The sequence below is a fragment of the Coprococcus sp. AF99-45 genome, from assembly GCF_027663865.1.
Lineage (GTDB): Bacteria > Bacillota > Clostridia > Lachnospirales > Lachnospiraceae > Allocoprococcus > Allocoprococcus comes.
In genome coordinates this window covers 161,862-183,558 of record NZ_JAQDGZ010000005.1, presented here as the reverse complement: position 1 = coordinate 183,558, position 21,697 = coordinate 161,862, and the positions used below count along the sequence as shown (strand labels likewise).

Sequence of the window (21,697 nt, the reverse complement as noted above, 5' to 3'; positions counted from 1 at the left end):
CTTTTTATGAATTTTGGTACAAAAAATTTAACCCCTGAAATAATAGCCAACTCCCCACTTTGTGTAAACGTATTTCGGATCACTTGGATTTACTTCAATCTTCTCGCGCAGTCGTCTGATATGTACATCTACCGTTCTTGCATCTCCCGGATACTCATATCCCCAGACAATATTCAAAAGACTTTCCCTGCTGTAAACCTTGTTCGGATTCATTGCAAGAAGCTCCAGAAGATCAAATTCTTTTGCGGTAAGATTCAGTTCCCTGTCCCCGGAAAAAACTCTCCGGCTTTCACAGTCGATCTTCAGATCTCCCTTTACCACAACTTTACCGCTCGCGCTCATCCCGTCTTTTTTAGCGACCCTGCGCATGATTGCCTTCATTCTGGCCTTAACCTCAAGAATGTTGAACGGCTTTGTGATGTAATCATCTGCGCCATATTCCAACCCGAGGATCTTGTCCATATCCTCGCCCTTCGCAGTGAGCATGATGACCGGTACATCTGAAAAATCACGGATCTGTCTGCATACTTCAAATCCATCGTATTTTGGAAGCATGACATCCAGAAGAATCATATCATACTCTTTTCTTTTTACCATCTCAAGTGCTTCCTCACCGTCGTATGCGCAGTCAACTTCCATATCATCCTGTTCCAGACTGAATCTCAGTCCTTTCACGATCAGCTTTTCATCATCTACTACCAATACTTTTCTGCCCATCTTGCGCACTCCTCTACTCTACCGTTATCTGCTCCCGGATCTTCTGAAAGATTCCTTCCTTGATCCCGTCCACTTTCTTCAGATCCTCTATCTTCCTGAATCCACCGTTTGTCTCTCTATAAGCAATAATTGCTTCCGCGCGGGACTCGCCAATCCCGCTTAAGCTTAAAAGTTCAGCCTTTGTCGCGGTGTTCAGGTTTATTATTCCTGTGTCTTTTCCCATCCCGGCATCTGCCATATCCGATGGTGAACCTTCTTCTTTCAAAGTCTGTTCTTCTTCTCTGGATGGCACATAAATCCTTTGTCCATCTGTCAGATGTGCTGCCTGATTCAGATAAACCTGTCCTGCTGCCTCCGTCAGACCTCCCGCTGCTTCTATGGCATGCGTGATGCGGTCTCCTTCCTGCAGTTCATATACACCGGGTGATGCCACCTCGCCACATACATACACCCAGATCGAACCTTCTTTTTCTTCACCACCCGGATCTGCTTTTGCCTTATCCGGCTTTTCTTCGGCAGCCTTTGATTCTGCCTCGTTTTTCTTATCCCCGGCATCCGCTTCTGCAACAGCCACACTGGTAAAGGTCTCTTCTTTTTCATGGCATGCTGACAGCATACAGCTGATTCCAAGGAAAATTCCACATATTTGATATAAAATCCGTCTTCTTTTCCGCATACATACTCCTTTTCCGCAGAGCATGTCCCCTCGTACTTCCAAGACATGATTATTGTAACGAATTTTTTTCCAAAAGACAACCTATTTCCACTGAAAAATTGTCGTGCCGATCAGAGCGATCCCCATACCGATCACTTTTCTCCAGGAAAATGGCTCTTTTTCCACACCAAATAATCCCACCAGTTCAATCAGATACGCCACACTAAGCTGAGACATAACGATCAGAAGTGCCGCCTTTGCAGGCCCGAGCTGCGCCATACTTTTGATCACGGTCCAGGTGATCCCTGCTCCGATCACACCGCCAAGCAGCATATATTTAGGCTGCACCTCTCCTATCGTGGCAATACTGTCCCTTCCCATGATCAGCCACATTACCAGGCAGATGGCAAATGCACTAAGCTGCACCCAGGCATTGCTCACCCACATTCCTGTCGTCTTTGTTACCTGTGTGTTAAATACCCCCTGCACACTCATCAGCGCTCCCGACAGCAGGGCAATAAAAAATCCGGTCATCTTTCATACCTCCTTTTCTTCTGAAAGTATATCCGATGACCGGCTCTTTTATTCTCTTATTTTTATCAGGCACCGACTTTATGCAAGTGCTTTTTTCAGGATCTCTGCCATCTCATCTACCTGTTCTTTACCGATAACAAGCGGTGGGATCATTCGGATCACATCTGTTCCAGCTCCGATGATCAGAAGTCCTTCTTCCAACGCTTTGGCTGTCACTTCACCCAGCGGCTTGGTGACCTGAAGTCCCTGGATCAATCCTCTTCCCTTTACTTTAACGGCTGCATCGCAGGTATCCACGATTTCCTGCAGTTTCTGTGTCAGATATGGTGCGATTTCATTGACATGATCGAGCATATGCTCTTTTTCAAAGATCTCAATAGTCTTGCTGACCGCTGCACAGCAAAGTGGGTTTCCACCATATGTAGTTCCGTGATCCCCCGGTACCAGCGAATTATCTGCAACTTCTTTTGTCATCGCAAATGCGCCGACCGGAACACCGCTTCCGATTGCTTTCGCCATTGTCATGATATCCGGTGTGATTCCCATCTGCTGCCATGCAAACCATGCACCACTTCGTCCCATACCACACTGTACTTCATCGCAGATCATCAGGATTCCGTTCTCATCACAGATCTTACGAATTCCCTGCATAAATTCTTTTGTCGCTGCGTTGATTCCGCCTTCGCCCTGGATTGTTTCCAGAATGATTGCGCAGGTCTTATCATTTACCAGTGCTTTTACACTGTCAAGATCATTGTAGATTGCAAAATGTACACCAGGCATAACCGGTTCAAATGGCTCTCTGTATTCTTTGTGTCCGGTAAGTGCTACTGCACCCATACTTCTGCCGTGGAATGAATTCTCCATTGCAATAAATTCATAACGTCCGGTTTTTTTTGTGTACGCATATTTTCTTGCAGTTTTGATCGCACCTTCGATTGCTTCTCCACCACTGTTTGTGAAGAATACCTTGTACATACCGGTGATCTTTTTCAGATCTTCTCCTGCTTTACCGCAGGTTGTATTATAATACAGGTTTGATGTATGGATCATCTTGTCAATCTGAGCCTTTAATGCATCATTAAATTCCTTGTTGTTATATCCCAGAGAAGATACCGCATATCCTGCTGAGAAATCCAGATATTTCTTTCCTTCCGGATCATAGAGATATGCGCCGTCTCCATGGTCCAATACAACCGGATAACGGTTATAAGTTTTTAAAATCGCGTCGTCCTCTTCCTGCATATACTGATTTGTCATAAGAATTACCTTCTTTCTTTGCCTTCCCCTTAATCTTCTTCACCGTTTCTTAAAATTGCAGTTCCGATACCTTTCTTCGTGAAAATCTCAAGAAGCAGGCAGTGCGGAATTCTTCCATCCAGAATATGGACTCTGGACACTCCGTTTTCAATCGCTCCTACACAGTTCTGCAGTTTCGGGATCATTCCTCCGGAAATTGCTCCGCTTTCGATCAGTTCATTCGCCTGATCTACAGTAAGAGCTGTGATCAGAGAAGATTTATCCTCGTAGTCTCTGTATACCCCTTCAATATCAGAGAGGAACGCAAGCTTCTCAGCATGAACCGCTTTTGCGATCGAATAAGCTGCATCATCCGCATTGATATTATAAGTGTTGTAATCATCATCGATTCCAACCGGGCATACGATCGGGAGAAAATCTTTATCCAGAAGATCCAGAAGAACCTCTGCATTGACCTTCTTGATATCTCCTACAAATCCAACGTCCTGTCCTGTCATGGAAAGCTTTTTATCAACTCTTAAAAGTCCGCCGTCTTTTCCACTGACACCGATAGCACGGACACCAAGTTCTTCGACCATACGAACCAGATTTTTATTAACCTTGTTCAGTACCATCTCTGCAATTTCCATGGTCTCTGCGTCCGTCACACGAAGTCCGTCGATGAATTTCGGCTCCATTCCAGCTTTACTTACCCATTTACTGATCTCTTTTCCACCGCCGTGAACGATGATCGGTTTGAATCCAACCAATTTCAAGAATGTAACATCCTTGATGACATTTTTCTGGAGTTCTTCGTCCAGCATTGCACTTCCACCGTATTTTACAACGATGATCTTACGGTTGAAACGCTGAATATAAGTAAGCGCCTCAATCAGAACTTCTGCTTTGTCCAGATACTGCTGCATATCCTGATCCATTTTGCTTACCTCCTAGCTTCTGTAATCTGCATTGATGTCAATATATCCGTGAGTCAGGTCACATCCCCATGCGGTTGCACTTTCGCTTCCCATCTTCACATCAGCAACTGCTTTTACTTCTTCCTGTGAGAGGATCTCCGTTGCTTTTTCTTCACTGTAATCTACCGCTGTACCATTTTCGATGATCTGGATCTTTCCTGCCTTGCTCTCGAAGAACAGATCCACCTTTTCCGGGTCAAACTGTGCTCCGGAATATCCCATTGCACAGAGGATTCTTCCCCAGTTTGCATCATGTCCTGCAATTGCTGTCTTGGTAAGATTTGAGCATACGATTGATTTTGCAAGTGTCTTTGCAGTCTCTTTTGTATCTGCGCCAACTACAGTTACTTCAAATAAAGCAGTTGCTCCTTCTCCGTCCCCTGCGATCTTCTTTGCAAGGTATTCGTTGATCTCATGCAATGCTTCCGCAAAGGTCTTATAGCTTTCACTGTCTACCGTGATCACTTCATTTTCAGCCATTCCGTTTGCAAGAAGAACTACAGAATCATTTGTAGAAGTATCTCCGTCTACGGAAATCATATTGTATGTATCATTGACATCATCACTGAGGGCTTTCTGAAGTGCCTCTTTTGTGATTGCTGCATCTGTTGTGATAAAGCTGAGCATGGTGCACATATTCGGATGGATCATACCAGATCCTTTTGCCATACCACCGATGGTAACGGTCTTTCCGGCAACCTCGATCTCTACTGCGATCTGTTTTTCACAGGTATCAGTCGTCATGATTGCTTTTGCTGCCTCAGTTCCGTTTGCCAGTGTATCATTTTTCTTTTCAGCAAGAGCCTTTACCCCTGCCACGATGCGATCAATTGGAAGCTGCTTTCCGATGACACCGGTCGATCCAATCAATACACCGTCTGCATTAATTCCAAGAGCTTCTGCTGCCACATCTGCTGTGTCCTTGCAGTAGCCAAATCCTTCCGCACCGGTACATGCATTGGCAATTCCGGAATTGACGATCACAGCCTGTGCTTTCGCACCACTCTTTACAACCTGCTGATCCCATTTTACGCACGCTGCCTTTACAACGTTTGTAGTAAATGTTCCTGCACATTCACATGGAACCTGGCTGTAGATCATTGCCATGTCGGTTCTGTCCTGATATTTGATCTTTGCTGCTGTTGATGCTGCCTCAAATCCTTTTGCTGCGGTCACACCGCCTTCGATAATCTTCATCGTATATAGCCTCCTTTAGCCCTCTTCGATAAATGCTGTAATATTTTCCTCATTTAAAACAAACTCATAGTAGTTGACATCCGGTCTCTTGGTCCATCCGATCGTATTCCAGAACGTATTGCCGATATCATTCTTGGTAAATGCGATCAGTGTGATCTTGTTGATATGTTCCTCTTTCAGAGCTGACATTGCATAGGCAACCATGCTCTTTCCGATCCCATGACAGCGGTACGCCGGATCTACACATACATGATAAAAACATCCGGTTCTTCCGTCGTGTCCGCAGAGGATTCCTCCTACTACTTTTCCGTCTATTTCGGCGATCACACTGGTTGTCGGATTCCTTTTCAGGAATCGTTCCACGCCTTCTTTTGAATCATCTATGCTCCGGATTCCAAATCCTTTGATCCGCATCCAAAGTGCATGAAGCTGGTCATAATCTTCTACTGTCATCGCACGAATAATTGTTGTCATATATTTTCCATTCCTTTTCTTTTTCTGCCGTGTTCTACGGGAACATCGGAACCAGATCAAGACCTTCACTTTCCGGAAGTCCAAAGATCAGGTTCATGTTCTGTACAGCCTGTCCTGCTGCACCTTTTACCAGGTTGTCGATCGCACCCATCATAATGATACGGTTTGTTCTCGGATCGATCTTAAATCCGATATCGACATAATTGCTTCCTTCTACCCATTTTGTTTCCGGGTAAACATCTTTCTCCAGAACGCGGACAAATTTTTCATTTGCATAATATTTATCGTAAACTGCTTTTACTTCTTCCCAGGTAACATCCTTTGTAAGCTTCGCGTACTCTGTTGCCAGGATTCCTCTGTTCATCGGAACCAGATGCGGTGTAAAGTTGATCACAACCTCTTTGCCGCTCGCATATCCAAGCTGTTCCTCGATCTCCGGTGTGTGTCTGTGTGTTGCCACACCGTATGCTTTCATATTCTCATTGACTTCACAGTACAGGTTCGGAACCTTTGCCCCTCTTCCTGCTCCGGATGTTCCGGACTTGGCATCAATGATCAGCGTATCCATATCGATCAGTCCTTCTTTTGCCAGCGGATAAGCAGTCAGGATGGAGCATGTTGTATAGCATCCAGGATTGGCGATCAGTCTTGCGCCTTTGATATCTTCTCTGTTCACTTCACACAGTCCGTAAACTGCTTCTTCGATAAACTGCGGGCTCTTGTGCTCAATACCGTACCATTTTTCGTAAGTTTTGACATCTTTGATACGGAAATCTGCGCTCAGGTCGATGATCTTAACCTTTGATAAAATTTCTTCATTAACTAATGATGCGCACAGTCCCTGTGGAGTTGCTGTGAAAATCACATCTACCTGATCTGCAAGTTGTTCCATATTATCATCTAAACATACCGCATCTACGATCTGAAACATATTGCGGTATACATCTGCATATTTCTTATCGATATAGCTTCTTGAGCCAAACCATTTAATTTCTACGTCTTTATGTCCTGTTAAAATGCGAACCAGTTCTCCTCCGGCGTAACCGGTAGAACCGATGATTCCTGCTTTAATCATGTAAACCATCCTTTCGTAAATGCCGTATTTGTGTATAGATAGGCATAATCATAAATACTATAAACCCATTAATCCCTATTGTAAAGGGGTTCGCGGGAATTGGAGGAATGTTTTTTTGATTGATGCGGGGACGCTCCTGCGCGAAATATGTTTGCACGCAACCGCGCTTGCGCTTGCCATGCCTGCCTAAAGAAATATCCAGTGGATATTTCTTCGGCGCGTCTCAAACGCAGCGGTACTAGGCTCGGCTTTGCTTACGCTCGCCTTGCCAAGTGCCGGCGTTTTCGAGGGGTTGCTTAGCAAAGATATTTCGCGCAGGAACTGTGCACTGACGAATGGGAACATTTTCCGATTGGTTTAGTATACATGGTTTTATTTGGAAAAGCAAGTGGTTTTTTGATTTTTATGCATGTTTCTGTACATTTTTATGTATAATTTCTTATTTTTATGCATTTATATTTATTTTTATGCATTATTATGCATTTTTATTATTATAAGATGCATTAGGTCTGTATTCTTTTTATTGACTATTGTGGGAAAATTCAATTACTATTAAGGAAGTGATTGTAAAGGAGTTGTTATTTTATGGAACGGGATCTTACTTCGGGGAGTGTTTTTCGGAATGTGATTTATTTTTCGCTACCTTATTTTTTATCTTATTTTTTGCAGACGCTTTATGGGATGGCGGATCTTTTTATTGTTGGGCAGTTTGATGGGGTTGCCAGTACAACAGCTGTTTCGATTGGGAGCCAGGTGATGCATATGTTGACGGTGATGATCGTGGGGCTTGCGATGGGGGCTACGGTTTCAATCGGGCAGTCTATTGGAGCGGGCGATAAGAAAAGGGCTTCTGTATTTGTGGGAAATACGGTGATTTTGTTTATGGGGATTTCTCTGGTGCTGGCGGTTTTGCTTCTGTTTTTTGTGAAGCCGACTGTTGCCGTGATGTCTACACCTGCGGAGGCTGTGTCAGGAACGGCAGCTTATCTGACGATCTGTTTTCTCGGGATTCCTTTTATTACGGCGTATAATGTGATCAGTTCGATTTTCCGCGGACTGGGGGATTCTAAAAGTCCAATGTATTTCATCGCAGTTGCATGTGCGGTGAATATTATACTGGATTATCTGTTTATCGGATTTTTCCATCTGGGAGCTTCCGGTGCTGCGCTTGGCACAACACTTTCCCAAGCGTGCAGTGTTCTGTTTGCACTGATTGCCATTAAACGTAAGCAAACCGGACTTTCTCTTTCCGGAGACTGTTTCCGCCCACAGAAAAAAACGCTTGGCAAAATTCTGAATATTGGGATTCCGGTAGCGCTTCAGGACGGATTTATTCAGATTGCTTTCATTATTATTACGATCATTGCCAACCGGCGCGGACTGAACACAGCCGCTGCTGTCGGCATTGTGGAAAAAATCATCAGCTTTCTGTTCCTGATTCCGTCTTCCATGCTTTCGACTGTTTCTGCACTCGCAGCTCAGAATATCGGTGCCGGAAAGTATGACCGTGCAAAGCAGACACTTCGCTATGCCATGATGATCGCCATTGGATTTGGCCTGGTCGTCTCTATATTGATCCAGTTTATCGCAGCTCCGGTTGTCGGACTTTTCACTGCAGACGCAGCCGTTATTCTTCTCGGCGCACAGTACATTCGCGGATATATCTGGGATTGTATTTTTGCCGGCGTTCATTTCAGTTTCAGCGGATACTTCTGTGCATGCGGAAAATCTGGAATTTCATTTTTACATAACCTGATCGCTATTTTGTGCGTGCGTATTCCGGGTGTTTATCTGACTTCAAAAATTTTCCCGCATACACTGTTTCCGATGGGACTCGCAACCGCTACCGGCTCCTTATTGTCTGTGATCATCTGCATCATTGCTTACCGATGGTTATATGAAAAATCCGGAAAATAGAATACAGGATCGGACTCTTACGGATTTCTCCAAATCATCAAAAATGGTGACTCACTACGAGCCACCATTTTTAATGATCACTTATCTGATATGCGCTTCTTCATGTGCAAGCAGCCATTCTTTCTTTTCAAGTCCACCGGCATATCCGGTCAGGCTTCCGTCGCTTCCGATGACCCGGTGACAGGGAATAATCACAGAGATCGGATTATGTCCGACCGCACCTCCGACTGCCTGCGGCGAGATACTTTTCGCGCCCCGTTTTACTGCAAGGATCTTTGCGATCTTTCCATAAGTAATGGTACATCCATATGGGATTTTTGCGACAATCTTCCATACTTCTTTTCGGAAATCACTTCCTGCAGGTGCAAGAGGAAGTTCTTCCGGATCCGGATCCTGCCCTGCAAAATACCGATCCAGCCAGTACTCTGCCTGATCCAGTACCGGCAAGTCTTTCTTCTCCTCAAAATCTTCTATAATCTTGTCCATATAGTATTTCTGTCCTTCAAACCATGCACCGACAAGTACATTCTCCCGTGCTCCAAGCGTAATTTTCCCGATCGGCGAATCATAGTAGCTTACATACAGCATTTTTCATTCTTCCCCTTTTTCATCCGTCCTGATACCCATGTTTTTGAGGATTGCGAGAGTGCAAAGCACGTAGCAATCTGGTATCAAAGGGGTCAAAATATCTTTGGACCCCAACATCTTAAAAATAAAAACAAAATTCCTTAACTTTTGTACCATTCAAATTATAAAATGGAGATTTTTTCCTGTCAATCTTCTTATCCGCGAATTTGTCCATTTCCAAAGATCACATACTTTTTCGCGGTAAGGGCTTCCTGCCCCCAGTCGCTTTCCTATGCCCAAGCGATCCGCTCATCAATCTGCCTTGCTGCTTCGTCTCCCCGGATCTCTACCCCTTTTGCCGAAAGCCGGTCACAAATCACCGGAAACGCCTCCTCTGCAATTTTCCGGATTCTGTTTTCATTTAGAAGAAGCCGGTCGATCAGTGGCTCTGTCATCTTATTTTTTCTTGCAAGCATAATATCCTTTTGGTTTTCTTCTATTATATATGCCTGTTTGACAGAACCAGCCGGCTTCTCGCTGATTCCAAGGACATTTTTCCCGATACCGACTACACCGGAAGATACTACGATTATTTCTTTTCCTTTAGAGTGGCTCTTAATTCCATTTCGTTTTTCCTCTTTTCAATTCATATTCTTAGTAGGTATAAATAAAAGAAGCAGAAAAAGAGTATGCGGCGATACCTTTTTCTGCTTCTTTTTTCACTATCGAATCATAATACTTCAATGACTGAACAAAACCTATCACTTTTTCATTCCATCCGAAATGAACATTTTGAGCTGTATATATTGGATACACGCATTCCCTGATCTGCAATATTGAATTTTCTGTTCTGTGCCCTTGAAGGACACGGTCGATGCGGGAATGTAGGAATGAAAAATACACTGCCTTCTGCCGGCAATGTCAGAACGAAATCAATTATGTTATTCTTATTCATTTTATGCATATCACTCATCTCGCCGGTTCCTTTCTTCCTTTAGCGTGTTACCTTGTTACTTTTTGTTATATTTTACGGATTTTTGTGCAAATGTCAAGTATTTTTCTGATTTATCTTTATATTTTCTGTTTAATCTTCTTCTATCCTTCTTTTTTCTTATTACTCTCTTTCCTTTTTTATACATAATTATGCATATTTTATGTATATTTTTACTTTTATTTGCATAAAATAACATTTTTAAAAGTTTTTTCATTTTATTATTGCATAAATATAAAAAATGGTGTATAGTGGGTTGTGAATTGAATACAAAAGAAAATTTTTAGGAGGTTTATATACAATGAAAGAAAAAGTAGTTCTTGCATATTCTGGTGGTCTTGATACTACCACACTGATCCCTTGGTTAAAGGAGACATTTGATTATGAAGTAATCTGCTGCTGTATCGACTGCGGACAGGGCGAAGAGCTGGATGGTCTTGATGAAAGAGCAAAACTCGCAGGTGCTTCTAAATTATACATCGAAGATATCACTGATGATTTCTGTGACAACTATATTATGCCATGTGTACAGGCAAATGCTGTTTACGAAAATGCATACCTTCTCGGAACTTCTATGGCTCGTCCAGCAATCTCCAAGAGACTTGTTGAAGTAGCAAGAAAAGAAGGTGCTACTGCTATCTGCCACGGTGCTACCGGAAAAGGAAATGACCAGATCCGTTTCGAGCTTTCTATCATGGCTCTTGCCCCGGATCTTAAGATCATCGCTCCTTGGAGAATGACAGATCTGTGGACACTTCAGTCACGTGACGATGAGATCGCTTACTGTAAAGCTCACGGAATCGATCTTCCGTTTGACGCAAGCCACAGCTACAGCCGTGACCGTAACTTATGGCACATCAGCCACGAAGGACTGGAACTTGAAGATCCATCCTGCGAACCAAATTATGCTGATCTTCTTGTTCTTGGAAATACACCGGAAAATGCACCGGATGAAGATGAATATGTAACTATGACATTTGAAGAAGGTGTTCCGAAGACAATCAACGGCGAAGCCATGAAGGTTTCTGATATCATCCGCAAACTCAACGAACTTGGCGGCAAACATGGTATCGGTATCGTTGATATCGTTGAAAACCGTGTTGTTGGTATGAAATCCCGTGGTGTTTATGAAACTCCTGGCGGAACAATCCTGATGGAAGCTCACAAACAACTTGAAGAACTGGTTATCGACCGTGCTACCATGGAAGTTAAGAAAGATCTTGGCAACAAACTCGCTCAGGTTGTATACGAAGGAAAATGGTTCACACCACTTTGTGAAGCTCTTCGTGCTTTCGTAAAATCTACCCAGAAATATGTTACAGGTGAAGTTAAATTCAGACTTTACAAAGGAAATATCATTAAAGCCGGAACTACTTCTCCATACTCACTTTACAATGAATCTCTGGCAAGCTTCACAACCGGTGATATGTACGATCATCATGATGCAAGCGGATTCATCACTCTGTTCGGACTTCCGCTGAAGGTTCGTGCGATGAAGAATCTTGAGGTAAACAACAAATAATTGTATATCCCAATACTGACAGATTTAAAGGACGTTGATATGAAATTATCAGCGTCCTTTTTCTGAACAAGCCAACGCTTAAAAGGTTCCGCTTTTGGCGAGGGTCTACATGAAATGTAAGTTTCACTCCAACAGGCTCGTCAGGCATAAAATGTCATTTTTATAATTATGCTATAGTAGTTATCAGCCATTTATGATTCATATAAAGGCATATCCACCCTGTATTCTCTATCAATCCCCATACAGATCTGCTCAAATATCTGATTTGGCAGATATACACCTTACTTTCCGCTTTCAGGCAGCTCTCCCAGTGATAGTTTCCCCGGCACAACGCAGTTCCAAGACCGGGAGACGCGCGCAAAGTGAGATCATATTTCAGGCGATACTCCCCTGGTTTTATTTCGGGAAGTTCCTTACAAAATTGCAGATCTGGCATGAATTTCATTCCCATTTCTTCTGCTTTCTATCATTATATGATACCACAGGCACAGTCGTTCTTATTCTGTCAGTTCTTGCTCTTTAATCTTCAACCAGTCCTCTTTCCACTACATTTTCCACGGCATCCATCTGTTCCAGGATTTCTTCACGGCGTTCATCCAAAAGTAAACCTTTGTTGTATTTGTAATACATCGCACAGTCATTTTCCCGCAGGAACGCAATGCTGTACACATTACTGTTGAGTTCCGTGACAAATACTGCCATTTCCTGGCTCTCGCCGAAAGCAGATTCCAGGAATTCAAAGCAGTGATTCAGCGTTTCCAGTGTCTTATCTGCCATTTGCTCTCTCTGCTCTTCTTCGCTGTCAAATGTGGCCTTTACAGACTCAAATTCCGGAGCTTTCTGGTATTCTTCCAATTTGCATAAAATACGCTCCATACGGTGCATTTCCGCCTTTGTAAGCTGTCCGGCGGCCTTCTTCTGTTCAACTTCCCGCCTAAGAGACTGAATTTTCGCAGCAAGGACCTCTCCCGGAACTGCACCTTCCTTTTGCAATTCCTCTTTATAAGCACACAGCTGAGCAAACAGTCCCTCCACAAATTTTTCCATCTCATATTCTTCTTTAAAAAGATCTGCCATCTTTCCGACCAGGAGATTTACCACACTCAGCCGCTCATCAAACGACGCAAATTTCAAACGTTCTAAGGTATCTTTTTCATAATATCCTGCAAGGATCCGCTCCAGTCCATACTCCTTCTGATACTTTCGGTAAAGCTCCAGATAATTTGCAAAATCCTTCGCTGTCTTCCAGTGCTGGAGGTACTGATGCACAACCTCACGATCCACCTCTTTACCAAGCTTTTCATAAACCTGGAGCAACCTTGACAGGTCTTCCCATCCTCTGGCTGTGACAAACATTTTTCCATCTACTGTATTTTCCATACGATAGAAATTCTCTTTTCGAAGTTCCAGATAAGAAAGCACTGCAGAATGGATTCCAACCTGATACGCATATTCCTTCCAGACATCAAAATCAGCTTCCACATCGATCCGCTTGATCCGGTCCAGTGTCACCACATCAAATTCCCGCACCGACTTATTATATTCCGGCGGATTCCCTGCCGCCACAATGATCCATCCCTCCGGCACACTCTGATTACCAAACATCTTGCACTGTAAAAACTGCAGCATAGTCGGCGCCAACGTCTCTGAAACACAGTTGATCTCATCAATAAACAGGATTCCCTCTTTCATGCCGCTCTGCTCTATCTTTTCATATACAGCAGCAATGATCTCACTCATCGTATACTCGGTTACCGAATACTCTTTTCCACCGTAGATCTTTGTCTGAATAAACGGAAGCCCGATCGCACTCTGTCTGGTATGGTGCGTGATCGTATACGCAACCAGTCCGATCTCACATTCCCTTGAAATCTGCTCCATGATCTGTGTTTTTCCAATTCCCGGAGGTCCCATCAGAAGGATCGGTCTCTGATGGATTGCCGGAATCTGATATTCTCCATATTCATCCTTCATCAGGTATGCCTGCACCGCATCCTTGATTTCCTGTTTTGCACGTTTAATATTCATCTATTTCTCACTCCTCTCAAATCTTCTTCATCCAGAACCAGTTTCATCGCCCACGGCGGAACTTCCTGTTCTTCTGCCCCGTCGTCCATAAATACAAACGCGGTCTGGTACAGAGGCATTTTCTGCGGATAAATCCCCTGTCCATCGGTAAAATAGATCACACCCTTCAGTTCAGTGAACCGGTGCGTCGCGATCAGATCATCAATATAGGCAAACGCCGGTCTGAAATCCGTTCCACCTTCCCCGGCAAGATCCAGCTTTTCCATATATTCCTGTAATTCTTCTTTACAGGTAATCTTCCTGTCCGACTGCACCTGGTCATCACATTGTATAATGTGGATATTGACTCTCTGAAAAAAGCTCCCTGCTTCACTTAAAATGCCATAGGTCTCCTCCAGAAATTTTTTTACCAGATCTCCTGAACAGGACATGGAAGTATCGATCACGATTGCAAAATCCTCCACTTTTTTCACTTCTTTCCATTCCTGTGGCTCGATCAGAGGCATATTTCCATAAAGGCGCAGTCCATAACTGTAAAATACATAATCAAAGCTGTCATCATCCACGGTAACCTCTTCCTTCAGCACAGCAAATTTATGCAAAAAGCTGCGGTAGTCATATCGCTGTCGGTTCTCAACCCGGACCTGATCCAGAAAATGCCCGGTATTTGATGCTGCTTCTTTCGAAAAAGTTTCCATATCGGTCTGCATTTTCTCGCTGATATCCTGCCACCTCTGGTTCATTTCGCTTTGTTTTTCATCATCTTCATCTTTTGCCCAGTACTTGTGATCATCCACGGTAAATTCCCGGACCATGCGCTCCATCTCTCTGTCCGAAAGCTTCCATCTTACCAGTACTCCATAAATTTTTTCCGCTGTAAATACCTTGATTTCCTCTTTCAGATCCCGGTAGGTTCTCTGTCTGATCCAGGACTGGCTTTTTCGTATATTCTGGAGGTTCCAGTCGTCAATCACAGATTCTACCGCAATATCCGCCGCCAGGTTCCATACAAGCTCTTCCCGTCCATTTCTGCGAAATACATGTCGGAAAATGCAGTGCAGAACCAGATGTAGATAGGCTCGGTTTACCTCGATCCGGTTCTGCCTGTACTCACCTCCCAGCATCTGCCCGTTAAAATACATTGTCTCTCCGTCTGTAGCAAGAAGGTCTACCGAAAAATCCTGTACATAATAAAACGCCGAAAGCGCCACATCCATAAATCTCATCTTCATATACAGTTCGTTCCTCGTCAGAACCAGTATTTTATGTCCGATTTCTTCCAGACCCTGTTCTAATGACATTTCTTCCAATCTTTCCACCTTCTTTTACAATACAAACTTTTTCTTCTTTTTTGGAAAACTACGGTAACGCTCGTCCATCAAAATAGCTGAAATCTCGGTCTGTCCTGCATCTGCCGCATAAGTAATCGTTTTTCCCAACGCTTGTTCATCAAAATAATGCTCTCTGCAGCAAAAAAGCAGAACCTCCTGCGGATCTCCGGCGGCGATTTCGCGTCTTTCTTTCACCGCATGGATACAGCTTTCTCCAATTCCTTCCATATGCGCCTTTACATAACTTTCATAGCGCAGCTTTGCCGCATCTTCCAGCTTCCACGGATATCGCAGACGCGTCAGAGCCACACTGAAAATTGCCTCTTCCGAATCTCTTGCTTCAGAAAGTGCAAACAACCGGTCGTATTTTCCACCGCATCTGCGTAATATTCCGGAAACAGGATCTTCGTCTCCGTTCCCTGATAACGCAGTGTTGCAATGATCTGATACCGGATCTCCGTCAGAATTTCCTTAAGACAGGACTTATTTCCATCCATAAAATCAATCTCCACCTTCTCCAGACGGCATCCGGTAAATACCCCGCTCCCCATCCGCACGATTGCATCTGTCCCATGGAAAAGTTTCAGATTCATACATCCATAAAACGCATAATTTCCAATTGACTGTACGGTAGACGGAAGATGGATTTCCCTTACCATTCCACCACAGCAGAGTTCTTCCGGTTGCGAAAAACGATCATTCTCTTCATCTGTCTCTGTCTGATAAACAGATGCATTTTTCTCTTCTTCATCTTTATGCAGCGAAAATGTATATGGAGCAATGCGGATGACAGGGATTCCCTCTATCTGCTCCGGTACTTTTATGATTCCTGAATCCTGCCAGATCCTGAGAATTTCAAGTCCGTTTTCTATTTTCTGATATTGTATCTTCATAAATTTCACTCCTGAAATTGATTCTGTCTGTTCTATCCAATTAAGGATTATAGCAAAAAAAAGCAGATTTTTCCATTATCCACTTCACACAATATATCGAAATCTCACGAAATATATCGTTATGGACAAAATTATTTACATATCTATAGAATTCCTTTATTCTATAGTTAGATAGTCGGTATGAATATTGGAAGGAGGTTCTTATGTATGATGTCAGGCATGTATTAAGAAAAGCTGGTCTTCGTTCCACGTACTCTGGTTATAACTATCTTGCTTCAGCAGTCGCCCTCGTTCTCAAAGATCAGGAATTTTACCTGAAGAATGTAACCTCTAATCTTTACCGCGTTGTCGGTGAGCAGTATGGCGTTTCCAACATGTGTGTTGAAGCCGCCATCCGTACAATGATCAACAGTTATTGGAATCAGAATTCCAATAAAATTTTAAGCCCGCTGCTTGGTTATCCTGTATTTGACAAACCGACCGCATCCGAATTTATTTCGATGCTGGCTGATTATATCCAGGATCATTCCTCTCGTTAATTATTAGATACTGGTAGAACTTATGCATTATCGCATATCAGCATGGTATATACAGAATAACGTTAGTAGGCTGACATTTAAAAAAGGTGCAGCCTATGAGGTCGCACCTTTTTTATCAAACCGGATTTTCATAATTGGGGACGTTTTTTCATACGCGCTGTTTTAATTGCCACAACTACTATTTGAATCCGTATCAAACTCCGGATTGATTGCATAAAAGTTCTTACTGTTCAGATTATCCTGAACGATCCTTAAACTTTCTCCAAATCTTTGGTAATGTACAATTTCCCGCTTTCTCAAAAAACGAATCGGATCACATACTTCCGGGTCTTTTACAAGCCTTAAAATGTTATCATACGTCGTCCTGGCTTTCTGTTCCGCAGCCATATCTTCATGTAAATCTGTAATTGGGTCACCCTTGGACTGAAAATAAGTTGCTGTCCACGGTGTTCCACTGGCTGCCTGCGGCCAAAGTGCAAGTGTGTGGTCCACATAATATTTATCAAAACCAGAAGCCTTAATTTCCTCCGGAGATAAATCCTTGGTAAGCTGGTAAACAATGGCACATATCATTTCCATGTGGGCAAGTTCCTCTGTGCCAATATCGGTTAAAATTCCTGTCACTTCTTTGTACGGCATGGTGTACCTCTGTGATAAATAACGCATGGACGCAGCTAATTCTCCATCCGGTCCACCGAACTGCGTAATAATAATCTGTGCAATTTTCGGATTGGTCTGTGTGATTTTCACCGGATACTGCAGTCTTTTTTCATAATTCCACATACTAGCATCCTCCTTCCTGCCACGGCCATGGCTCATTGATCCAGTTCCATCTGTCTGAGCAGGAAGGAACAGCGGTATCTACTGTGAGCGGTCCATAATATTTTGCATATTCTTTCAACAACTGGTTCCTTTTTTTATTATATTCATAAAAAAAGTCCAGCGCTTCCTGATCACGAGGATGAGTGTCCAGATAAAGCTTCACATCATCTACCGCAAAGCTCGCATGACCAATCTGCATCAGGAGATCTTTTCTACAAGGTTTGGAATTTGGCATTTCATTCATGCGTTACATCCTCCTTTCCCCTTAAACGGAAGATCAAGCTCTTCGAATATGGTTCCTCTGTGGAATCCTTTTCCGGCTTCGTAAATGTGTCTCCAACTCTGCCATGGCACATAAGCCATTGCAATCGGCATTCCATCCAACGCATCGTCCCGATCGCTACATCCAGATCGTTCTCGGTAAACAGGTGCTGACATCGATAGATTTCTTCCATCATTGTTCGCCATACATGAATTACTATTACAGCTATTGTTATTATTGCCACATCCACAATTTGCACGTCTCATATATGGATTATTATTTCTGCAATTTTGCATTGTTTTGGCTCCCCTTTCTTATATCTGCAATATTATTGTATGGTAATTTTTTAAAAAGGGTTCTGACTTTTGCATCCGGTATAATCTGATGCCCATTTCCGTTTCAAACAGGTCGTAACATCAATAATGCCGCCAGACCATTTCTGATCTGACGGCATCTTTCTTTAGTATTTTATAATGTAACCGGATTGCTCCATTGCTATGCAATTCCCGCAATCCTCGAACACCTCATACTCCCATAAAACGGCGTGTTCACATCATTTTATGAATTTTTACCAAGTGTAACCTTGATATCTTTCTCTGTATATTCACCATTCTTATCCGGGATCTGTACGGTAAGCGTTACCTCTTCTCCGGCTTTATAATACTGAAGCTGTTCCTGAAGAGAGCTCATACCACTGATGGAACTTCCCTCAAAACCAGTAATGATCGATCCTTTTGTAAGACCGGCTTTCTCAGCTCCGCCACCACTCATAACTTCTTTGACATAAACACCGGTCGGCATATTGTACATCTGTGCACCTTCTTCAGATACATCGTATCCCTTGATTCCAAGATATCCTCTTTCTTCATCTGAAACCTTGCTTCTTGTCTCTTTATTCATCAGATTCTGGATAACATCACTTGCATCTGAGATCGGAATCGCAAATCCCATACCCTCTACTGCCGAGCTGTTGATCTTTGCAGAGTTGATACCGATTACCTCACCATTTGCATTCAGAAGAGCTCCACCACTGTTACCAGGGTTGATTGCTGCATCTGTCTGGATGTATTCTCCGTCAAATCCATCAATTGTTCGTCCGGTTGCACTGACGATACCAGTTGTAACAGACTGTCCATAGCCAAGTGCATTACCAATTGCAATTGCAGGTTCTCCGACTTTCAGTGAATCTGAATCTCCAAGTGTTGCAACCTTGATCGCATTCATTGTATCATCTGAAATCTTATCAAGCGGAACGGCTACGACTGCAAGATCCCTTGCGGAGTCTGTTCCTTTAATCTGCGCTTCCACGCTGTTACCATCATTAAATGTAACAGTAAGTGTATCGCTTCCTTCTACAACATGGTTATTGGTAACAACCAGGAGTTCTGAATCATTCTGGCTGATGATGATACCCGATCCGGCGCTTTCACTCTCCTGCTGGCTGATTCCTCCGAAGAAATTCTGTACTTCCTGTACGCTCATATTGGTAATAGAAACGATTGACGGAAGTGTATTCTCAACAATATCTGATACATCAGAAGTTACTGTACTGGTAGATGTCGTAAGCTTTGCGTTCGATACAGTCTTTGTTGTGCCTACGGTACTCTTTGTATTCTTTCCAAGCAGCTTACCAGTCAGATAACTGGTTCCCTGCATCGTCACACCGCCGACTGCCCCAAATAATACGGCGGCTCCTACAACAAGTGCTACTTTTTTCATGTAACCTTTTTTCGGTTTTGGAGCTTTCGGATTCTGCTGCGGTCCTGCTCCGAATCCCTGCTGATTGTCTGCTCCTCTATTTTCATCTGAATCTGGTCTGTAATAATTGTACTGATTGTCCATCATTCAAGACTCCTTTCTTTTCCTTTTCTATAGTTAAGAGTTTAGTCCATAATTGTGATGAAAGTGTGATAAAATATGAAAAAAAAGATGAACGGCACATTTTTATGTCGTTCATCTCGTTTATTCAACAGAAAAATCCGCTGGAACTTCCTGCATCACTTTATTCAACCGTTACAGATTTCGCCAGATTACGCGGCTTATCTACATCCAGTCCCTTTGCAACGGATACATAATATCCCATCAGCTGCAGCGGAATCACTGCAAGCGATGCCTCAAAATGCTCATCTGTCTTCGGAATGTAAACCACAAAATCAGCAGTATCCTCAATGCTGTAATTGCCATAAGTTGTAAGTCCCATCAGATATGCACCACGGCTCTTGCACTCTACCATGTTGCTGATCGTCTTTTCATATAATTCCGGCTGTGTCAGCACACCGATCACAAGCGTTCCATCCTCTATCAGAGAAATGGTTCCGTGCTTGAGTTCTCCCGCTGCATATGCCTCTGAATGAACATAACTGATCTCTTTCATCTTCAGGCTGCCTTCCATACAGATTGCATAATCAATTCCACGTCCGACAAAGAATGCGTCCTTTGCGTTTGCCTGCTTTGCTGCAAACCACTGGATTCTTTCTTTATCTTCAATAATCTTTTCGATCTTCTCCGGGATTGCCTGTAATTCGGCAATATAATTTTCATACTGCTCTTCAGTGATTGTATTTTTTACTTTGGCAAACTGAATTGCAAGGATGTAAGAAGCCATCAGCTGTGTACTGTACGCTTTCGTTGTTGCCACAGAGATCTCCGGTCCTGCAAGAGTATAGAATACCTTATCAGCTTCTCTTGCAATAGAAGATCCGACTACATTGACAATTCCAAGTGTACGGATTCCCTGCGCTTTTGTCTCACGGAGCGCTGCAAGACTGTCTGCAGTCTCTCCTGACTGGCTGATAATGATCACCAGACCATTTGGATCCAGAATTGGCTTACGGTAACGGAATTCAGAAGCCAGCTCCACACGAACAGGAATCTTCACCAGATCCTCGATCACATACTGTGCCACCATACCTACATGGTAAGCAGAACCACATGCTACAATGTAAATCTGGCTTGTTCTCCGGATATCCTCTTCCGCTAATCCGATATCAGTCAGATCAATCTTTCCGTCTTTTAATACAGAATTCAGAGTATCCTTAACCGCTCTTGGCTGCTCATGGATCTCTTTCATCATAAAATGCTCATAACCGGCTTTTTCAGCTGCTTCCGCATCCCAGTCAACAGTTTTCATTTTTTTCTGGATCTCTTCTCCGTCCAGATTGTAGAAGGTAATTTCCTCTTTGCTGACCTTTGCCATCTCCAGGTTGCCAATATAGTATACATTTCTTGTATATTTCAAAATAGCCGGCACATCTGATGCAATAAAACTCTCTCCATCTCCTACGCCAAGAATCATCGGACTGTCTTTTCTTGCCACATAAATTTCTTCCGGATAATCCTTGAACATCACAGCAAGCGCATAAGATCCACGAATGCGGACCAGGGAATGGTTGATCGCATCTACCGGTGTTCCTTCATACTTTTTATAATAATAATCGATCAGCTTAACAGCAACCTCTGTATCCGTCTCAGAGTAGAATGTATATCCTTTGCGGAGCAGCTTGTTCTTTAACTCCTGATAGTTTTCAATAATACCGTTGTGTACAGCAACTACATTGCCATCGTCACTCATATGCGGATGCGCATTGTTCTCTGACGGTTCCCCGTGTGTTGCCCATCTGGTGTGACCGATTCCACAGGTTCCCGGAACGGCTGCACCACCATTGGTCTTCTCAAACAGTACTTTCAAACGGCCTTTCGCCTTGATAACTTCTGTCTCTTCTGTTCCATTACGAACAGCAAGTCCTGCTGAATCATATCCACGATACTCCAGCTTTGACAGTCCATCCAGTAAGATCGGAGCCGCCTGCTGCGATCCAACATATCCTACGATTCCACACATTTATCTATATCCTCCAGTCTTTTTTACGAAAATAAATTTTACTCTTTTCGTTACATTGTAGCAAACATGGGACTTTTTGTAAAGAATAAGCGGGAATAACAATCGTCATCCCCGCC

Annotated in this window: 22 protein-coding genes; 3 read left to right on the top strand and 19 right to left on the bottom strand. The window is 43.2% G+C overall.

Going from position 1 to position 21,697, the window contains the following annotated elements; translation table 11 throughout:
* Positions 1-27: 27 nt before the first annotated feature.
* The 8 genes from PGR14_RS06260 to argC all read right to left on the bottom strand — a co-directional run bounded on the left by PGR14_RS06260 (position 28) and on the right by argC (position 6,868).
* Positions 28-717 (bottom strand): response regulator transcription factor, encoded by a 690-nt coding sequence (locus tag PGR14_RS06260; RefSeq protein ID WP_008374691.1) that lies wholly within the window; start codon positions 715-717, stop codon positions 28-30.
* A 13-nt stretch (positions 718-730) separates the two neighbouring features.
* Positions 731-1,393, bottom strand: coding sequence for a helix-hairpin-helix domain-containing protein (locus PGR14_RS06255; RefSeq protein WP_270223156.1), 663 nt, complete (start codon positions 1,391-1,393; stop codon positions 731-733).
* A gap of 81 nt (positions 1,394-1,474) precedes the next feature.
* Positions 1,475-1,906: a DMT family transporter gene (locus PGR14_RS06250; protein ID WP_055157555.1), complete on the bottom strand. Its 432-nt coding sequence runs from the start codon at positions 1,904-1,906 to the stop codon at positions 1,475-1,477.
* Between the two features lie 78 nt (positions 1,907-1,984).
* On the bottom strand, positions 1,985-3,166 hold the full coding sequence (locus PGR14_RS06245; protein WP_215634004.1) for an aspartate aminotransferase family protein: 1,182 nt from the start codon (positions 3,164-3,166) through the stop codon (positions 1,985-1,987).
* A gap of 29 nt (positions 3,167-3,195) precedes the next feature.
* A complete protein-coding gene (argB, locus tag PGR14_RS06240) occupies positions 3,196-4,083 on the bottom strand; it encodes an acetylglutamate kinase (protein WP_008374684.1) in 888 nt (295 codons plus the stop codon).
* A gap of 12 nt (positions 4,084-4,095) precedes the next feature.
* Positions 4,096-5,319: a bifunctional glutamate N-acetyltransferase/amino-acid acetyltransferase ArgJ gene (gene argJ / locus PGR14_RS06235; RefSeq protein WP_270223155.1), complete on the bottom strand. Its 1,224-nt coding sequence runs from the start codon at positions 5,317-5,319 to the stop codon at positions 4,096-4,098.
* A 15-nt stretch (positions 5,320-5,334) separates the two neighbouring features.
* Positions 5,335-5,784, bottom strand: a complete 450-nt coding sequence (locus PGR14_RS06230; protein WP_044999341.1) for a GNAT family N-acetyltransferase — start codon at positions 5,782-5,784, stop codon at positions 5,335-5,337.
* Between the two features lie 43 nt (positions 5,785-5,827).
* The gene (gene argC / locus PGR14_RS06225) at positions 5,828-6,868 is read right to left on the bottom strand and encodes an N-acetyl-gamma-glutamyl-phosphate reductase (protein ID WP_022220715.1); all 1,041 of its coding nucleotides are present in this window, start codon (positions 6,866-6,868) and stop codon (positions 5,828-5,830) included.
* Positions 6,869-7,453: 585 nt separating this feature from the next.
* Here argC and PGR14_RS06220 point away from each other — a divergent pair.
* Entirely contained in the window at positions 7,454-8,785 is a 1,332-nt protein-coding gene (locus PGR14_RS06220; protein ID WP_195480050.1) for an MATE family efflux transporter, read from the top strand.
* 81 nt (positions 8,786-8,866) lie between these two features.
* Here PGR14_RS06220 and PGR14_RS06215 read toward each other — a convergent pair whose 3' ends face one another.
* The gene (locus PGR14_RS06215; RefSeq protein WP_270223154.1) at positions 8,867-9,373 is read right to left on the bottom strand and encodes a methylated-DNA--[protein]-cysteine S-methyltransferase; all 507 of its coding nucleotides are present in this window, start codon (positions 9,371-9,373) and stop codon (positions 8,867-8,869) included.
* 269 nt (positions 9,374-9,642) lie between these two features.
* Positions 9,643-9,828, bottom strand: coding sequence for a hypothetical protein (locus PGR14_RS06210; RefSeq protein WP_173685029.1), 186 nt, complete (start codon positions 9,826-9,828; stop codon positions 9,643-9,645).
* An 816-nt stretch (positions 9,829-10,644) separates the two neighbouring features.
* On the opposite strand from PGR14_RS06210, the gene PGR14_RS06205 reads away from it, so the two are divergent.
* Entirely contained in the window at positions 10,645-11,865 is a 1,221-nt protein-coding gene (locus PGR14_RS06205) for an argininosuccinate synthase (protein ID WP_008374664.1), read from the top strand.
* Positions 11,866-12,384: 519 nt separating this feature from the next.
* Here the strand turns inward: PGR14_RS06205 and PGR14_RS06200 are convergent.
* From PGR14_RS06200 to PGR14_RS06185, 4 genes are read right to left on the bottom strand one after another with little or no spacing between them, the layout of a single operon-like run.
* On the bottom strand, positions 12,385-13,893 hold the full coding sequence (locus tag PGR14_RS06200) for an ATP-binding protein (RefSeq protein WP_022220720.1): 1,509 nt from the start codon (positions 13,891-13,893) through the stop codon (positions 12,385-12,387).
* Positions 13,890-15,194 (bottom strand): vWA domain-containing protein, encoded by a 1,305-nt coding sequence (locus tag PGR14_RS06195; protein WP_270223153.1) that lies wholly within the window; start codon positions 15,192-15,194, stop codon positions 13,890-13,892. Before PGR14_RS06195 ends, PGR14_RS06200 begins: the two co-directional genes overlap by 4 nt.
* A 24-nt stretch (positions 15,195-15,218) precedes the next feature.
* Positions 15,219-15,533 carry a hypothetical protein gene (locus tag PGR14_RS06190; protein ID WP_270223152.1) on the bottom strand — a complete coding sequence of 105 codons (315 nt, stop codon included), beginning with the start codon at positions 15,531-15,533 and terminating at the stop codon, positions 15,219-15,221.
* Entirely contained in the window at positions 15,524-16,117 is a 594-nt protein-coding gene (locus tag PGR14_RS06185; protein WP_270223151.1) for a leucine-rich repeat protein, read from the bottom strand. Before PGR14_RS06185 ends, PGR14_RS06190 begins: the two co-directional genes overlap by 10 nt.
* 203 nt (positions 16,118-16,320) lie before the next feature.
* On the opposite strand from PGR14_RS06185, the gene PGR14_RS06180 reads away from it, so the two are divergent.
* Entirely contained in the window at positions 16,321-16,656 is a 336-nt protein-coding gene (locus PGR14_RS06180) for a sporulation initiation factor Spo0A C-terminal domain-containing protein (protein ID WP_008374659.1), read from the top strand.
* A 162-nt stretch (positions 16,657-16,818) separates the two neighbouring features.
* Here the strand turns inward: PGR14_RS06180 and PGR14_RS06175 are convergent, their stop codons facing one another.
* The 5 genes from PGR14_RS06175 to glmS all read right to left on the bottom strand — a co-directional run bounded on the left by PGR14_RS06175 (position 16,819) and on the right by glmS (position 21,581).
* Positions 16,819-17,439, bottom strand: coding sequence for a manganese catalase family protein (locus PGR14_RS06175; RefSeq protein WP_173689904.1), 621 nt, complete (start codon positions 17,437-17,439; stop codon positions 16,819-16,821).
* A 1-nt stretch (position 17,440) separates the two neighbouring features.
* Positions 17,441-17,713 (bottom strand): spore coat protein CotJB, encoded by a 273-nt coding sequence (locus PGR14_RS06170; protein ID WP_055156563.1) that lies wholly within the window; start codon positions 17,711-17,713, stop codon positions 17,441-17,443.
* A gap of 5 nt (positions 17,714-17,718) precedes the next feature.
* Positions 17,719-18,036: a spore coat associated protein CotJA gene (locus PGR14_RS06165; protein WP_082424171.1), complete on the bottom strand. Its 318-nt coding sequence runs from the start codon at positions 18,034-18,036 to the stop codon at positions 17,719-17,721.
* A gap of 262 nt (positions 18,037-18,298) precedes the next feature.
* On the bottom strand, positions 18,299-19,582 hold the full coding sequence (locus PGR14_RS06160; RefSeq protein ID WP_055261039.1) for a S1C family serine protease: 1,284 nt from the start codon (positions 19,580-19,582) through the stop codon (positions 18,299-18,301).
* A gap of 160 nt (positions 19,583-19,742) precedes the next feature.
* The gene (glmS, locus tag PGR14_RS06155) at positions 19,743-21,581 is read right to left on the bottom strand and encodes a glutamine--fructose-6-phosphate transaminase (isomerizing) (protein WP_022220068.1); all 1,839 of its coding nucleotides are present in this window, start codon (positions 21,579-21,581) and stop codon (positions 19,743-19,745) included.
* Positions 21,582-21,697: the final 116 nt, after the last annotated feature.